The 14,791-nt window shown below is 39.2% G+C and carries 15 protein-coding genes; all 15 read left to right on the forward strand.

The features are described from left to right. Nucleotides 1-215 (forward strand): hypothetical protein (locus STRDD10_RS11095; protein WP_197458298.1); only part of this gene is annotated, 215 nt, incomplete at its 5' end. A gap of 72 nt (nt 216-287) precedes the next feature. Further along, nucleotides 288-695, forward strand: coding sequence for a hypothetical protein (locus STRDD10_RS03835; protein WP_067193268.1), 408 nt, complete (start codon nt 288-290; stop codon nt 693-695). A 1,073-nt stretch (nt 696-1,768) separates the two neighbouring features. Beyond that, nucleotides 1,769-2,587 (forward strand): Cof-type HAD-IIB family hydrolase, encoded by an 819-nt coding sequence (locus STRDD10_RS03850; protein WP_067193273.1) that lies wholly within the window; start codon nt 1,769-1,771, stop codon nt 2,585-2,587. Nucleotides 2,588-2,627: 40 nt separating this feature from the next. Continuing rightward, nucleotides 2,628-3,260, forward strand: a complete 633-nt coding sequence (locus STRDD10_RS03855; protein ID WP_067193274.1) for an SGNH/GDSL hydrolase family protein — start codon at nt 2,628-2,630, stop codon at nt 3,258-3,260. A gap of 465 nt (nt 3,261-3,725) precedes the next feature. Next, nucleotides 3,726-4,898 carry a galactokinase gene (locus STRDD10_RS03860; protein WP_067193276.1) on the forward strand — a complete coding sequence of 391 codons (1,173 nt, stop codon included), beginning with the start codon at nt 3,726-3,728 and terminating at the stop codon, nt 4,896-4,898. A 9-nt stretch (nt 4,899-4,907) separates the two neighbouring features. Then, nucleotides 4,908-5,567, forward strand: a complete 660-nt coding sequence (locus STRDD10_RS03865; RefSeq protein ID WP_067193277.1) for an HAD family hydrolase — start codon at nt 4,908-4,910, stop codon at nt 5,565-5,567. After that, on the forward strand, nt 5,564-7,051 hold the full coding sequence (locus STRDD10_RS03870) for a UDP-glucose--hexose-1-phosphate uridylyltransferase (protein WP_067193279.1): 1,488 nt from the start codon (nt 5,564-5,566) through the stop codon (nt 7,049-7,051). Before STRDD10_RS03865 ends, STRDD10_RS03870 begins: the two co-directional genes overlap by 4 nt. A 180-nt stretch (nt 7,052-7,231) precedes the next feature. Beyond that, nucleotides 7,232-7,522 (forward strand): 30S ribosomal protein S6, encoded by a 291-nt coding sequence (rpsF, locus tag STRDD10_RS03875; RefSeq protein ID WP_067193281.1) that lies wholly within the window; start codon nt 7,232-7,234, stop codon nt 7,520-7,522. A 12-nt stretch (nt 7,523-7,534) separates the two neighbouring features. Next, complete coding sequence (locus STRDD10_RS03880; RefSeq protein ID WP_067193283.1) at nt 7,535-8,038, forward strand: single-stranded DNA-binding protein; 504 nt, start codon at nt 7,535-7,537, stop codon at nt 8,036-8,038. Nucleotides 8,039-8,071: 33 nt separating this feature from the next. After that, complete coding sequence (gene rpsR, locus STRDD10_RS03885) at nt 8,072-8,311, forward strand: 30S ribosomal protein S18 (protein WP_000068664.1); 240 nt, start codon at nt 8,072-8,074, stop codon at nt 8,309-8,311. Between the two features lie 166 nt (nt 8,312-8,477). Then, nucleotides 8,478-9,614, forward strand: a complete 1,137-nt coding sequence (locus STRDD10_RS03890) for a hypothetical protein (protein ID WP_067193284.1) — start codon at nt 8,478-8,480, stop codon at nt 9,612-9,614. Nucleotides 9,615-9,896: 282 nt separating this feature from the next. Beyond that, nucleotides 9,897-10,397, forward strand: coding sequence for a phosphatase PAP2 family protein (locus STRDD10_RS03895; protein WP_067193286.1), 501 nt, complete (start codon nt 9,897-9,899; stop codon nt 10,395-10,397). 368 nt (nt 10,398-10,765) lie between these two features. Continuing rightward, nucleotides 10,766-11,224 carry a MarR family winged helix-turn-helix transcriptional regulator gene (locus tag STRDD10_RS03900; protein WP_067193288.1) on the forward strand — a complete coding sequence of 153 codons (459 nt, stop codon included), beginning with the start codon at nt 10,766-10,768 and terminating at the stop codon, nt 11,222-11,224. Next, nucleotides 11,208-12,977, forward strand: coding sequence for an ABC transporter ATP-binding protein (locus tag STRDD10_RS03905; protein WP_067193289.1), 1,770 nt, complete (start codon nt 11,208-11,210; stop codon nt 12,975-12,977). The genes STRDD10_RS03900 and STRDD10_RS03905 overlap by 17 nt, the downstream gene beginning before the upstream one ends. Beyond that, complete coding sequence (locus tag STRDD10_RS03910) at nt 12,967-14,727, forward strand: ABC transporter ATP-binding protein (protein ID WP_067193291.1); 1,761 nt, start codon at nt 12,967-12,969, stop codon at nt 14,725-14,727. Before STRDD10_RS03905 ends, STRDD10_RS03910 begins: the two co-directional genes overlap by 11 nt. The last annotated feature ends 64 nt before the right edge of the window (nt 14,728-14,791 follow it).

A 14,791-nucleotide genomic window follows, 5' to 3' on the forward strand; every position in this document is an offset into this window, starting at 1 on the left:
AATTTGCAGGAGTTGTTGAAGAACCAGCAGATATTAACTCTAGATCTATCACGAGAAAACAAAGAAAAAACTCTTCTTTTAGAGCACAAAAAATGGTGGCAATTTGGGAAGTGCCCCCGCTTGTTGTGAGCGCTTGCTTTTTTGGTAAAATCACTACGTTTTATGTTATAATGAAAGCGAAAATAGTTCGTTTAGGTTGGAAAGGAGAAGCATAAATATCGGAAACAATATATTACCTAAACTAACTCTAGTGGACGCAACAACTTAATAGCAGAAAGCGGTTTCTTATGAAAAGTCTAAAGCGTATTATTGTCGCACTTGTTACCTCGTTATTCGTTGTTATAAATACTGTTCCATCAGTTGTATATGCCAATGAAATGTATAAGGTGACACAGGAACAACAAGTAGAACAATATATGGTTGAGATTGATCAACAACTTTCAAAACCACTAGAAATATCTGATGAAGAGATTGAAGCTCTTATACAAGCAAATAAAACACTCTATCCCGATTTGGCTGAAGAACAAATGCGAGATATTGCTTATAAAGCTGTAAGTCCATATACTTCTAGAGGTTTGTTAGGAGCAGCTTTCTCTGTAATTAACATCTATTACAATGTGGGATATGCACTCGCTCAATTTATTGATGCTAGAGACTTCTATCGAAACAATGGTCGAATAAATGCGTGGGTTTAAAAATAAACTATCATTATTTTGTCTCTCTCTTCTAATCCTGACATCAATAGCTTATTTTAGCAATAAATTAACATATCCCCTTTTTTTAAAACTTACATTTTACTCAATAATCATTGCATATTGTTTTAATATAGCCTTGAGTTTTATACGTAAGAGGTAGAGCTGGTCATCCGGTTCTACTTTATTTTGACAATATTAAAGTGGTTGAAAAAACAAGTCTTAAGGCTAGTATCAAGAGAACATTTGCTCAAGATACCGCTGAGAAAGCCCAGGAGCTCGCTGACGAGCTTTTAGAAGAAAGGGTAGATAAAAAAGGACGGCAGAACTTCGAAAACGTATCAGAAACGCTGAAAATGCGTATTTCAGTGCAGATAAAAAAATGCGGTTATTAAATCAAGAGAAAAATGAGCTAAGGAAGGCGGTTTCACGATTAGAAGACAATCTGATCGGTTACCGACACGAAAATGAATTGTTACGAGCTGAAAACTCACGTTTGAAACGAGCTTTGGAATTTTTGCAACGAGGTCTTCAATCAATAAAATCATTCACAAAAACAATTTTCGGAAGAACCCCATCAGGGAAAAAGGAGGATTTGTGGTCTCAATTGAAACATAAAATTTCATTGATTTACTATCTAATTTTAAGGATTAGGGTTAATTTCTCCTGAAAATGAGAAGGAAGGCTGAAAACCTTAAAGCAGGTTTTTGCCTGTTTTTTTCTTATTTTGATACTAAGTTTGAAAATAAGATGGATGATGGAATAAAAAATGATAACAATCCAACAATAAGGTAATTGTCATGGAATTTGAAGATTTTGTAACTATCTAGATGTAGAGTACTATTGAATATACGCATTTATGATTGCTTTTTGATTCTGATACAGAGGGCTAGTTTCTGTATTTCGTTTCAAGTCAGATTATGCTGTTGACTTGTTTGATAAGGAATACAAGGTAGTGTCAGAATTGACACGTTTACTTTAGTGATTCCATGTTATAATAGAAAAAGCTAGATAGGATTTGAGATGCACACCCTACTTGGGTTTTGCACCCTTTGAAAGGGAAAGGTTAGATTTTTATGATTAAATTGATTGCAACAGATATGGATGGTACTCTCTTAGATGGTACGGGACAACTAGATTTACCGCGTTTAGAGCGTATTCTTGATGAGCTAGATAAACGAGGTATTCATTTTGTGATTGCGACGGGAAATGAAATCAATCGCATGCGCCTTCTCTTAGGTCCTCTGATTGAGCGGGTTGCTCTGGTGGTAGCTAATGGCGCTCGGCTTTTTAAGGGAAATCAATTGATTGCGTATAAATGCTGGGAGGATGATTTGGTTAAACAGGGTTTGTCTTTTTTTCGTGGGAGAGAAACGACTGACCAATTGGTTGTTTCAACACTTAATGGTGGATTTGTAAAGGAAGGAACCCAATTTTCTAGTATCGATCAGTTTATGACACCGGAGCAGGCTCAAGCATTTTACAAGCGTTTGAATTTTGTAGAAGAATTTCATCCTGATTTATTTGATGGAGTTCTTAAGATGAGCCTAGTGGTCGGATTAGAGAGGCTAGATAGAATTACCAGCGAAGTTGAGCGCCATTTTGCAGGAAGAATTACAGCTGTTTCTAGCGGCTACGGCAGTATGGACCTGTTACAATCTGGTGTCCATAAGGCTTGGGGGCTGCAGCAACTGATGGAAGAGTGGGGTGTGACAGCCGATCAAGTTATGGCCTTTGGTGATAGTGCTAACGACAAGGAATTGTTAGAACTTGCGGGCTATGCCTATGCTATGGAAAATGCGGAAGAATCCCTGAAAAAATTGGCAAATTACCAAGCGCCTCCCAACCATCAAGGGGGAGTTTACCAAGTATTGGAAGAGTATCTAGGCTTGTAATTCGTGTTCAAACGGCGCTATGATGAGAAAAGGAGATAGAATGGCAGTACAGTTATTAGAAAATTGGCTTTTAAAAGAGCAGGAAAAAATCCAGGCGAGCTATCGTGCCTTAAATCAAGCCCCTTTGAGGGAACCGGATATTTTATTTATTGGAGACTCTATTATAGAATATTATCCAATTTATGAGTTACTGGACACCTGTAAATATATGGTTAATCGAGGAATTCGTGGTTACAAAACAGATCTTTTGAGGGATCATTTAGACGCCCATCTTTTTGGAACAGCAGTGGATAAAATTATCCTACTGATTGGTACAAATGACATTGGAAAAGAGGTTCCTCAAGAAGAAACGTTAGGAAATTTAGAAGCAATTTTCCAAGCAATTAGTCGGGATTATCCCTTAGCACAGATAAAATTACTTTCAGTTTTGCCAGTTAGCGAGGAAGAAAAGTATGAATCTACGGTTTATGTTCGTACAAATCAGAAAATCCAATCTTTAAATCAAGCTTACCATGATTTATGTCAAGCTTATCATAATGTTGATTTTGTAGATGTGTTTGCATCTTTCTTAGATGAACATGGTCAACTGGCGGAAAAGTATACAACAGACGGGCTCCATCTGACGGTTGCTGGTTATCGTGTCTTATCTAAAGAGCTTCAAAAGGAACTTTAGCTTAGAACTAGATTGATAAAAAAACTTAGTTTCAACGTTGAATGACGAGAAACTAGGTTTTTTGTGTTAATGGAACGGTTGCTTTGGATGCTAACCGTATTTGTTTTAAAATGATTGGATTGTGGGGAAGTAGTGTCTAAGTTACTCTGGCTTGTATAGGCTACTTTGGCGGATAAAAATCGACAGGTGTATCTTACTTAGAAGGAAAGTCGGAGTTGCAGGAATTTTACAAATAGAGATATGTCTGTAGGAGAAAATGTAGGAAGATAGAAAGTGCCAGTATTTAGGAAATGGTAAAAAATCATTTTGGAAGTGCGTTCGGTCGTTTTGCACCATGCTCCCAATAAGAGTTACTTCAATGGTAAATTTTCTATCCATAATTTATTATATGAACTTGACTTGCTATATCAAAAATATTAAAATAAAATAAATAAAACGCTTACAAAAAAGCAGAAAGAGGTTCTTATGTCATTTACGAATACAGAATTACGTCAGCAGTTCCAAACAGTTTTTGGTCAAGAAGCAGACCAAACTTTCTTTTCACCAGGACGGATCAATCTAATTGGGGAACACACAGACTACAACGGTGGGCACGTATTTCCAGCGGCGATTTCCTTGGGAACATACGGAGCAGCTCGCAAGAGAGACGACCAAGTTTTGCGTTTCTACTCAGCTAACTTTGAGGACAAGGGCATCATCGAAGTGCCTCTAGCTGACCTTAAGTTTGAAAAAGAGCACAGCTGGACCAACTATCCAAAAGGGGTTCTTCATTTCTTGCAAGAAGCTGGGCACGTGATTGACAAAGGGTTTGATTTTTATGTTTATGGGAATATCCCAAATGGTGCCGGCTTGTCCTCATCAGCATCCTTGGAACTTTTGACTGGTGTTGTGGCAGAGCATCTCTTTGATTTAAAATTAGACCGTTTGGATTTGGTTAAAATTGGAAAACAAACAGAGAACAACTTTATCGGAGTCAACTCTGGTATCATGGACCAGTTTGCAATCGGGATGGGAGCTGACCAACGTGCCATTTACCTAGATACCAATACCTTGGAGTACGACTTGGTGCCACTTGATTTGAAGGACAATGTCGTGGTTATCATGAATACCAACAAACGCCGTGAACTAGCAGACTCTAAATACAATGAACGTCGTGCTGAGTGTGAAAAAGCAGTAGAAGAATTGCAAGTAGCCTTAGAAATTCAAACCTTGGGTGAATTGGACGAGTGGGCCTTTGACCAATACAGCTATCTGATTAAAGACGGAAATCACTTAAAACGGGCTCGCCATGCTGTGCTTGAAAACCAACGTACTCTTAAAGCGCAAGCAGCCCTTCAAGCAGGAGATTTGGAAACATTTGGTCGCTTGATGAATGCTTCTCACGTCTCTCTGGAGCATGACTATGAAGTAACAGGTTTGGAATTGGACACCCTTGTTCATACTGCTTGGGCTCAGGAAGGTGTTCTCGGTGCTCGTATGACAGGGGCAGGATTTGGTGGCTGTGCCATTGCCTTGGTTCAAAAAGTTGCCGTTGAAGACTTTAAGGAAGCTGTAGGTAAGCGCTACGAGGAAGTAATTGGATATGCTCCAAGCTTCTATATCGCTGAAGTTTCAGGTGGCACTCGTGTCCTTGATTAGGAGAAGAGTATGAAAGCGGTGATTTTTGATTTAGATGGACTATTGGCTGATACGGAGATTATTTCTTTAAAAGTTTATCAAGAATTACTTGGAGATTTTGGGATTCCTTTCACAGAAGAAATATATTCCAGAGAATACAGTGGCCATAGGGAAGAGGAGAATGTTCAACGATTTTTGGATACCTATGATTTACCTTGGAACTTTGACCAAACCTTGGAAAAAGTTTATGAACTAGAAGCTCTAATCTTAGCCCAAGGTGTTCATTTAAAAAAAGGTGCTAAAAATTTGCTTACTTTTTTGAAAACAGAGGGCATTCCAATCGCCTTAGCAACTTCAAGTGTTGAATCTCGAGCTAGAATGATTTTGAATAGCAACGGGATACTGTCCCTATTTGACTATCTAGTTTTTGTCAAAGATGTAAAGCGAAGCAAGCCTTACCCAGATATATTTTTAAAGGCTTGTAGCGATTTGAATGTTTTACCAGAGAATTGCTTAGTATTAGAGGATAGTGAAGCAGGAATTGAAGCAGCGTATAGAGCTGGGATACCAGTTATTTGTATTCCAGACTTAAAAATGCCAGCACAGTCTTTCTTAAATAAAACAGAACAAGTTTTTCAGGATTTAGATGCCGTTAGAGACTATTTAGAAAGTAAGAAGGAGAATCAATGAGTCAGGGAGTCCTAGATGCATTTATCACGAAAGTCATTGCAAAAAGTAGCTTTGAGGAAATGGATCGAATCTATCTAACCAATCGTGTCTTGGCACTGGTTGGTGAAGGTGTTTTAGAAATTGAGACGGATCTGGATGATGTGATTGACCTCAAGGACCAGCTAGTTGAGGAGGCGGTTCGATTCGAGACGATTGAGGATAGTCAGACTGCGCGGGAAATTCTGGGTGCTGAACTGATGAATTTATTAACCCCTTGTCCAAGTCAGGTTAATCGTGACTTCTGGACAACCTATGCCCAAACTCCCGAGCAAGCGATAGCGGATTTTTACCAACTTAGCCAGAAAAATGACTACATCAAACTCAAGGCCATTGCTAAAAATATCGCTTATCGTGTCCCATCTGACTACGGAGAACTAGAGATTACCATCAATCTCTCTAAACCTGAAAAGGATCCGAAAGAAATAGCTGCGGCCAAGTTGGTACAAGCTAGCAACTACCCCCAGTGTCAACTTTGTATGGAAAATGAAGGTTATCAAGGTCGGGCCAACCACCCGGCTCGTAGCAACCACCGCATCATCCGGTTTGACATTTCTGGTCAGGAGTGGGGCTTCCAGTATTCACCTTATGCCTACTTTAATGAGCACTGTATCTTTTTAGATAGTCAACACCGCCCTATGGCTATTAGCCGTCAGAGTTTTGAGCGTCTGTTGGCGATCGTAGAGCAGTTCCCAGGCTATTTTGCAGGGTCCAATGCTGATCTGCCCATCGTGGGGGGCTCTATTCTCACCCATGACCACTATCAGGGAGGCCGCCACGTGTTTCCTATGGAAGAGGCTCCTCTGCAAAAGACTTTCTCTTTTGTAGGGTTTGAACAGGTCAAGGCTGGGATTGTTCATTGGCCCATGTCTGTTCTTCGCTTAAGCTCGGATTCCAAGGAAGACCTGATCAACTTGGCTGATAAGATTTTGCAGGCTTGGCGCCAGTATTCGGACCCAAGTGTGCAGATTTTGGCGGAGACAGACGGGTTCTCGCACCACACTATTACCCCCATCGCCCGTAAACGAGCTGGTCAGTTTGAGTTGGACTTGGTCTTGCGGGACAATCAGACATCGCCGGAGCATCCTGAAGGTATCTATCATCCCCACAAGGATGTTCAACATATCAAGAAGGAAAATATCGGCTTGATTGAGGTCATGGGCTTGGCAATCTTGCCACCACGTCTGAAAGCGGAAGTGGAGCAAGTTGCTAGCTACCTCGTGGGAGATGGTGATATAGTTGCCGACTATCATCAGGAATGGGCAGACCAACTCAAAGCCCAACATCCAGACCTGAGTGACAAAGACAAAGCCCTTGAAATCGTTAAGGCTTCTGTTGGGAACATCTTTGCGCGTGTTCTGGAGGACGCGGGAGTTTACAAGCAGACGGAGCAAGGACAGGCAGCCTTTCTACGTTTTGTAGAAAGTGTTGGGCTAGTTGAAAGATGAAAGATCCAGATTTGTCTATTAAGACCAGTAATTGTTCCTTGTTGAGCAAACAAATTTTAAAAAAGTGCGGCTTCTTCTTGATATAAATGAAAAAATCTAGTATAATTAATTCTTGTGAGTAAACCTCACTTACCCCTTGCAAAGACTTGGGGTCATTAGACCAAAAGGAGGAACATATCAATGGCTAAATACGAAATTCTTTATATTATTCGTCCAAACATTGAAGAAGAAGCGAAAAACGCTTTGGTAGCACGTTTTGACTCTATTTTGACTGACAACGGTGCAACTGTTGTTGAATCAAAAGATTGGGAAAAACGTCGTCTTGCATACGAAATCCAAGATTTCCGTGAAGGACTTTACCACATCGTGAACGTTGAAGCAAATGATGACGTAGCTCTTAAAGAGTTTGATCGTTTATCAAAAATCAACGGTGACATTCTTCGTCACATGATCGTTAAAGTAGACGCGTAAGAAGGTTACTCTATGATTAACAATGTTGTACTTGTAGGGCGTATGACTCGGGATGCTGAGTTACGCTACACACCACAAAATCAGGCTGTTGCGACGTTTTCACTTGCTGTGAATCGTAACTTCCGTAGCCAAAATGGTGAACGTGAAGCAGATTTTATTAACTGTGTAATTTGGCGCCAGCAAGCTGAAAATCTTGCGAATTGGGCTAAAAAAGGAGCTCTTATCGGAATTACAGGTCGTATTCAGACTCGTAATTACGACAATCAGCAAGGACAACGTGTCTATGTTACGGAGGTTGTGGCAGATAGTTTCCAATTATTGGAAAGTCGTGCTAGTCGTGAAGGACAAGCATCTGGAAATAGCGGATACCAACAAGGTAATAACTTTGGAGGGAATGCTACACCAAGTTTTGGAAATTCAGAACCTTCAAACCAAGTACCAAACTTCTCTCGTGATGAAAATCCATTTGGAGTAACCAATCCAATGGAAATTTCAGATGATGATCTACCATTTTAATGGACACTTGAAATATATAAAGGAGAAATAAACATGGCTCAACAACGTCGTGGCGGATTCAAACGCCGTAAAAAAGTTGATTACATCGCAGCAAACAAGATTGAATATGTTGATTACAAAGATACTGAGCTTCTTAGCCGTTTCGTTTCAGAACGTGGAAAAATCCTTCCACGTCGTGTAACAGGAACTTCAGCTAAGAACCAACGTAAAGTAACAACTGCAATCAAACGTGCTCGTGTTATGGCTTTGATGCCTTTCGTAAACGAAGATTAATTAGAAAAGAGGGGGGGTTCCTCTCTTTTTTATTTGTTTAAAAGGAAGGGTTATCTCTGTTTTTTTAAAGTAGTCGAATAGAAATATTCTCCCTGTCTTAAAAATCTACTTCTGTCTATTTGTGATATAATAGTCTTGAAATGAGACCGTGAAGGAGGTGAAAAAAATGGGGTATCATCATTTACAAAAAAATCGTGAAATACATGCTGTTAACAGTGTATTTTGTCCCGCAGCTTATCGAACGAAACTTCGTTATGAGAGTGAAGAGAAGGCCTTGAATGCCATTAAATTTGGAAATGGTGATATTGTGCGAGCTTATTTTTGTTGGGCTTGTAGGTGTTGGCATACGACTTCTAAACCGGATCGGCAACAGCCTTGGGAGGAAATGTCGGAGTATATAAAAAATTTTTATCATATCGATACGAGTCAATTTGAAGAAGTGGAGGAAGAAAAAATGGTTTTTGTAAAAGTTGTTGAAAATGATGAACTTGGGAAAGTTATATTACCTGGTTTTTTTCCTGTAGGAGTTCTAGCGAAACGTTTCGGTTATGTACGACAAATTACGACAGACACAATTACGCGGATGACCGACATTGATGCCTATGTCATTTTAGAAAATGGGAAATTAGTCGTGAAAGAACTGAAAGAGAAGGATAAAGAAGGTTTTTTACGTTCTTTTGCTGCTCGTCTTGAGGAGGATATCGAAGCAACCAACACCTTTACCAATGAACATGAAATTTTTCCTAAGGATTTAGTTTTTGAATATGATGTCAATAAATTGTCCCATTCCGACGAAGTGATGGATACAAGAGAACTCCGTCAGTTCGTAGAAGAAAGAGCTGTAAAAAAGACGGTTAAAGATAATTTAGAACCCTTAGATGTTTCTGTGATTTCAGGAGATTTTTCAAGTGATTTGGCAGAGAAACTGATGCAAAACCACCTCAATTTTTACCTTCAACAATTGGAGTTACGTGGGGTTGATTTGGGAAAAAATTCCTATCCTTTGTCTAGTCTAGCTGTTCGTGGTAAGGGTTTGTTGACGTATGCGATTGCAGAGTATTTCCCCAAATTGACGATCTTAGAGCGAATCCTCAGTAACGACAGTATCCAATTAGCTCTAGGAAGATTGGGATTTTACGAGTTTTTAGAGATTGATGGTCATCTTGCTGCTGTCTTTTTTGAAGCCATTTATGCTTGCGCTGCCTTGCAGGGAAAACATGACATTCGTCGCAAGATGGAAATCGTTTTAGTAGGAGAGCGTGGGGTTAGTGCTGAACAGAAGGGACTAGTCTTTAGGGACTAGGCTGTTGAGAGAATCTTGCTTAGCTTCTTACTAGTTTGCTTTAAAACAGACTGCTTTACAATTTCATTCTAAGACTCGTCACTTTTAAATTGGAAAGTGTGTCTTGCATGCTTTCCTTTTTGGTTTATACTAAGAAATTGGATGAAAAGAACATTTAGAGGTCTTTTGTCTGAGTTTAGAATGCCCCACTACTAATGGTGGGACTAGCCAGAGTCTGGATAGAGAATTAGTTAGCAAAAGGTAAGTTGCTAACAGTCATGATGAAAATTTATGAGGGAAAGTATGAAGAACTATAGTGAATGGTATGGGAAAATGGCGAGTTACATGAGAGCACATCCCCGTTTTCTAAAGCTTATAAGGATATATAATTGCCTTTTTCCATTATTTATGGGGCTGTCCTATCTAGTAGTTTTGCTTTTAAGAGGATTAGGGGGAGACAGTTTTTTACTTCTGAGAGATATAGTAGTACCCGCTTCTGGCTTTATTGTTCTGTCTGTCGTTAGATTTTGGATGAACCAAGAACGTCCCTATGAGCGAGAGTTCATTCATCCGTTATTTTCAAAGGAAACAAAAGGACAGTCTTTTCCTAGCCGTCATGTTTTTTCTGCAACTATTATTTCTATGGTGGTTTTTTGGTACTCAATGGAACTTGGAATTTTTTGTCTTTTTTTCTCGGCTCTTTTAGGACTTGTGCGTGTAGTAGGTGGAGTTCATTATCCTAGAGATGTAGTGGCAGGTTACGTATTTGCCCTTTTTTGGGGAATATTGTTCAATTTTTTTTAGTGTTATTCAGTAATTTTTTACTATAGAAAGTTCGATTATACAGGATAAGTTACTACTGTACCAAATGACTCTGATTTTTAATAATGAGATTGGACCAAAAGTGTCCATTCTTCAATAAAAAATAGGAATAGTTGTATCATGAAGTAGTCAATTAGTTTGTTTGTTTTCGGATTTTAAAGATGATCGAATTAACTGTTCGGGGTGGCTCCCCCCTTTTTTTCTTGGTGTTCTTCCCTACTTTCATTATTAATTATGTCAAAAAAGTTCTCTTGAGAACTTTTTTCTTGACTTTTGCTTGAAATTTGATAAACTAGTTCTCATGAGGAGTTTATAGTTCTCTTGAGAACTAGTTTAGAAAGGAGAATAATATGGAAAGACCCTTGTTTGAATTAAAACGTTTCATGCATAGTGTGGGACGTCTCGGCACAAGGTTATCTAAGCAGCAAGGGATAGACTATCTGGCTGGACCACAAGGTCAAGTCTTGCATATCCTGAGTCATCGTGAATCAAAGGATGAAAAAACCTTTATCAAGGATATTGAATCTCGCTTACAGATTTCAAAGTCTGTTGCTTCTAATCTTATCAAACGAATGGAGCAAAATGATTTGATTTATACAGAGGCCAGCCAAAGTGATAAAAGAGCCAAGTATGTATACTTGACAAAGACGGCAAAAGAAAAAATGGCTATTATCAAAACATTTTATGATGAGATGGATCGTTGTATCTTAGAAGGAGTGACGGAGGAGGAGCTCGTGACCTTCCAGAAGGTTTTAGATAAGTTTCGTGATAATTTAGAAAGAAGGACAAGTGATGATTCAATTATTTAAACGTCTGACAAAAAGAGAGTGGGCTATGATGCTAAGTGCGGTCTTCTTTACTTGCTTGACGGTCTATTTGGAATTGGAAGTGCCGACCTACATTTCCAAAATTACAGAGCTTTTAGGCACAGAAAATACGGTTTTATCTGATTTATGGCAGCCAGCCCTTTGGATGGTCTTCTTATCCTTGTTTGCCTTTTTATCTTCTGTGACAGTTGGATACTTTGCTTCTCGCGTTGCAGCTTCCTTTACGACAAATCTTCGAGAAGATGTGTTTAATCGTGTGTTGGATTATTCCCAATCAGAAGTGAAACAGTTTTCAATTCCTAGTTTATTAACACGGACAACAAATGATATTACTCAAGTTCAGACGATGATCACGATGGGGCTTCAAGTGGTTACGCGGGGGCCAATTATGGCGATTTGGGCCTTGAGTAAAATTCTGGGAAAATCAGAGCATTGGTTGATGGCCGTTGTTGTTGCAGTCGTGGTGAATGTCCTGATGACAACAGTTTTGATGACACTCGCCTTTCCGAAGCAATCGCTTATCCAGACTTTGACAGATAAGTTAAATGCGGTTACTCGAGAAGGGTTGATGGGGATTCGAGTTGTTCGTGCCTACAATGCAGAGGATTACCAAGATGATAAGTTTGCGTCTGCTAATGATGAAGTGACAAAACTGAACCTCTTTGTTTATCGTTTAATGGCGATTATGAATCCTATTATGACAGGGATTTCGAGTGGATTGACTTTAGCAATTTACTGGATTGGAGCTTACTTGATCAATAGTGCTGCTGTTAGTGGTCGTTTGAGCATTTTTAGTGATATGGTAGTCTTTATGTCTTATGCCATGCAAGTGGTGATGGGCTTTCTCCTTATGGGGGCACTTTTTATGGTATTACCAAGAACATTAGTTTCTGCTCGTCGTATCAATCAAGTTCTGGATTTACATTCTTCAATTGAAAATCCGGAGATACCTCAGACTCCTGAGATAGAAAACAGAGGAACTGTCGTATTTAAAGATGTGACCTTCCGCTATGCTCCAACTGCGAGTCCAGTGATTGAGAATGTTAATTTTACAGCTAAAAAAGGGGAGACAGTCGCCTTTATTGGTTCGACTGGTTCTGGGAAATCCAGTTTGGTGAGTTTAATTCCACGTTTTTATGATGTTTCTCAAGGGGAAATTTTGGTGGATGGTGTCAATGTACAGGATTATCAACTTGAAGAATTGCGTAATCGAGTAGGCTATATTCCGCAAAGTGCAGTCCTTTTTTCTGGAGATATCAAGAGTAATATAGACTTCGGTGAAAGCAGCGAAAGCCCTTTGAGTGAAGAGGCAATGTGGGCTGCTTTGGAACTCGCTCAGGCTAAGACATTTGTAGAAGAAAAAGAAGCAGGACTTGCTTTGGAAGTTTCCCAAGGAGGCAAGAATTTTTCAGGTGGTCAAAGACAACGGTTGGCTATTGCTCGAGCACTTGCTCGGAAGCCAGAAATTTTAATTTTTGATGATTCTTTTTCAGCTCTTGACTATAAAACCGATCGTATTCTTCGCCAACAATTAGCAGAAAAAACAAGTGATTTGACGAAGTTAATTGTCGCACAACGGATTTCAACGATTATGGATGCAGATCAAATCTTGGTTCTAGATCAAGGTCAAGTCGTGGGACAAGGAACTCATAAAGAACTTCTTGCAAGCAATGAAGTTTATCAAGAAATTGCTTATTCACAACTTTCTAAGGAGGAATTGGAAAATGGAAAATAAAAATACAACACCTTCCTTTTATCGACAAGTTCAGCCTTATCTGAAAGGATTTAAACTGCCTTTACTAATTGCTTTTGTGTTTGCTTTTGTGTCCAGTCTGATTACGGTATATGGTCCAACCTTATTGAGTAAAATTACAAATCTCATTCAAGAAGGAATGGAGACAGAAGTGGATTTGACTGCAATCTCTGGGATTGCGTTTTCCCTAGCCTTACTGTATGGTTTTGGTATCTTGTTTAACTATGGGCAAGGCTTTATCATATCGACTTATATTCAAAAGTTTTCAAAACGTTTGAGAACATCTATCGAAGAAAAAATTAATAAGCTTCCTTTAAATTATTTTGACAGCCATTCGCAAGGGGATACACTCTCACGGGTGACCAACGATGTGGATACAGTTGCCCAATCTCTCAATCAAAGTTTAGGGACGGTCCTATCTTCCAGTTTACTTCTTGTGGTTGTTCTAATCGCTATGTTCTGGATGAACTGGGTTTTAGCTGTGGTAACTGTAGTCTCTACCTTACTTGGATTTTTCATGATTTCGCTTCTTACGGGACGTTCCAGTGTCTTTTTCGTCAGTCAACAAAAAGATTTGGCGGAGGTAAATGGGTATGTAGAAGAAATGTACTCAGGGCATAATGTTGTAACGAGTTACAATGCTATTGAAACTTCAAAAACAAACTTTAGAAAGCTCAATCATAACTTGCATGATAGTATATGGAAGTCACAATTTATTTCCGGAATCATGATGCCAGCCATGATTTTTATAGGGAACTTTAGTTATGTTTTGGTCGTTGTAGTGGGTGCTGTTTTAGCACTTCAAGGGCATATCAGCATGGGGATTATCGTTGCCTTTATGGTTTATGTCCGTACCTTCTCGCAACCCTTATCTCAAATAGCACAGGGGATTACTTCACTCCAGCAAGCTGCCGCTGCTATGACTCGTGTTTTTGAATTTTTAGCGGAAGAGGAGATGGAAAACGACAGTTATAAAGAAAAACAGCTGGAAAACATTAGAGGAGAAGTTGTTTTTGATACAGTCTCCTTTGGGTATTTACCTGGAAAAACCATTATCCATGATTTTTCTGCGAAAGCTAAACCAGGACAAAAAATTGCTATTGTAGGACCGACAGGTGCAGGAAAAACAACGATTGTGAACCTTTTGATGAAATTCTATGAAATTGATAAAGGTCAAATCAAGATAGATGGTGTTGATACCAAGAATATGAAACGATCAGAAGTGCATGAAGCATTTTCAATGGTGTTGCAAGATACTTGGCTATTTGAAGGTACAATTCGAGACAATTTAGTATATAACCAAAAAGGGATTTCGGATGAGGCTGTTATAGCAGCTACAAAAGCAGTGGGAGTACATCACTATATCACAACCTTGCCAAATGGATATGATACGGTTTTAGATGATACTGTGACCTTGTCTGTCGGGCAACGTCAGTTGATTACCATTGCTCGTGCTCTCTTAAAAGATGCCCCACTCCTTATCCTTGATGAGGCAACATCTTCTGTCGATACACGTACAGAAGAACTGATTCAAAAGGCAATGGATAAACTCATGGAAGGGCGTACGTCGTTTGTCATTGCTCACCGTTTGTCCACGATTCGCAATGCAGATTTAATTCTTGTAATGAAAGATGGGAATATTATCGAGCAAGGAAATCACGATGAACTCATGAAACAAAATGGCTTCTATGCTGATCTGTATAATAGTCAATTTTCAGAAGAGGCTTCCTGATAGAAATTGGGAAGGAAAAACAAGGTTTAGACTTGTTCTAGACCTTGTTTTTTTGTCATAGGTT

Origin of the sequence: Streptococcus sp. DD10, assembly GCF_001578805.1 — a bacterium.
GTDB lineage: Bacteria > Bacillota > Bacilli > Lactobacillales > Streptococcaceae > Streptococcus.

Bases quoted from the DNA above. Each gene is read 5' to 3' on its own strand.
- STRDD10_RS03835 (WP_067193268.1), top strand. From the start codon at position 288: ATGAAAAGTCTAAAGCGTATTATTGTCGCACTTGTTACCTCGTTATTC.
- STRDD10_RS03850 (WP_067193273.1), top strand. From the start codon at position 1,769: ATGATTAAATTGATTGCAACAGATATGGATGGTACTCTCTTAGATGGT.
- STRDD10_RS03855 (WP_067193274.1), top strand. From the start codon at position 2,628: ATGGCAGTACAGTTATTAGAAAATTGGCTTTTAAAAGAGCAGGAAAAA.
- STRDD10_RS03860 (WP_067193276.1), top strand. From the start codon at position 3,726: ATGTCATTTACGAATACAGAATTACGTCAGCAGTTCCAAACAGTTTTT.
- STRDD10_RS03865 (WP_067193277.1), top strand. From the start codon at position 4,908: ATGAAAGCGGTGATTTTTGATTTAGATGGACTATTGGCTGATACGGAG.
- STRDD10_RS03870 (WP_067193279.1), top strand. From the start codon at position 5,564: ATGAGTCAGGGAGTCCTAGATGCATTTATCACGAAAGTCATTGCAAAA.
- rpsF (WP_067193281.1), top strand. From the start codon at position 7,232: ATGGCTAAATACGAAATTCTTTATATTATTCGTCCAAACATTGAAGAA.
- STRDD10_RS03880 (WP_067193283.1), top strand. From the start codon at position 7,535: ATGATTAACAATGTTGTACTTGTAGGGCGTATGACTCGGGATGCTGAG.
- rpsR (WP_000068664.1), top strand. From the start codon at position 8,072: ATGGCTCAACAACGTCGTGGCGGATTCAAACGCCGTAAAAAAGTTGAT.
- STRDD10_RS03890 (WP_067193284.1), top strand. From the start codon at position 8,478: ATGGGGTATCATCATTTACAAAAAAATCGTGAAATACATGCTGTTAAC.
- STRDD10_RS03895 (WP_067193286.1), top strand. From the start codon at position 9,897: ATGAAGAACTATAGTGAATGGTATGGGAAAATGGCGAGTTACATGAGA.
- STRDD10_RS03900 (WP_067193288.1), top strand. From the start codon at position 10,766: ATGGAAAGACCCTTGTTTGAATTAAAACGTTTCATGCATAGTGTGGGA.
- STRDD10_RS03905 (WP_067193289.1), top strand. From the start codon at position 11,208: ATGATTCAATTATTTAAACGTCTGACAAAAAGAGAGTGGGCTATGATG.
- STRDD10_RS03910 (WP_067193291.1), top strand. From the start codon at position 12,967: ATGGAAAATAAAAATACAACACCTTCCTTTTATCGACAAGTTCAGCCT.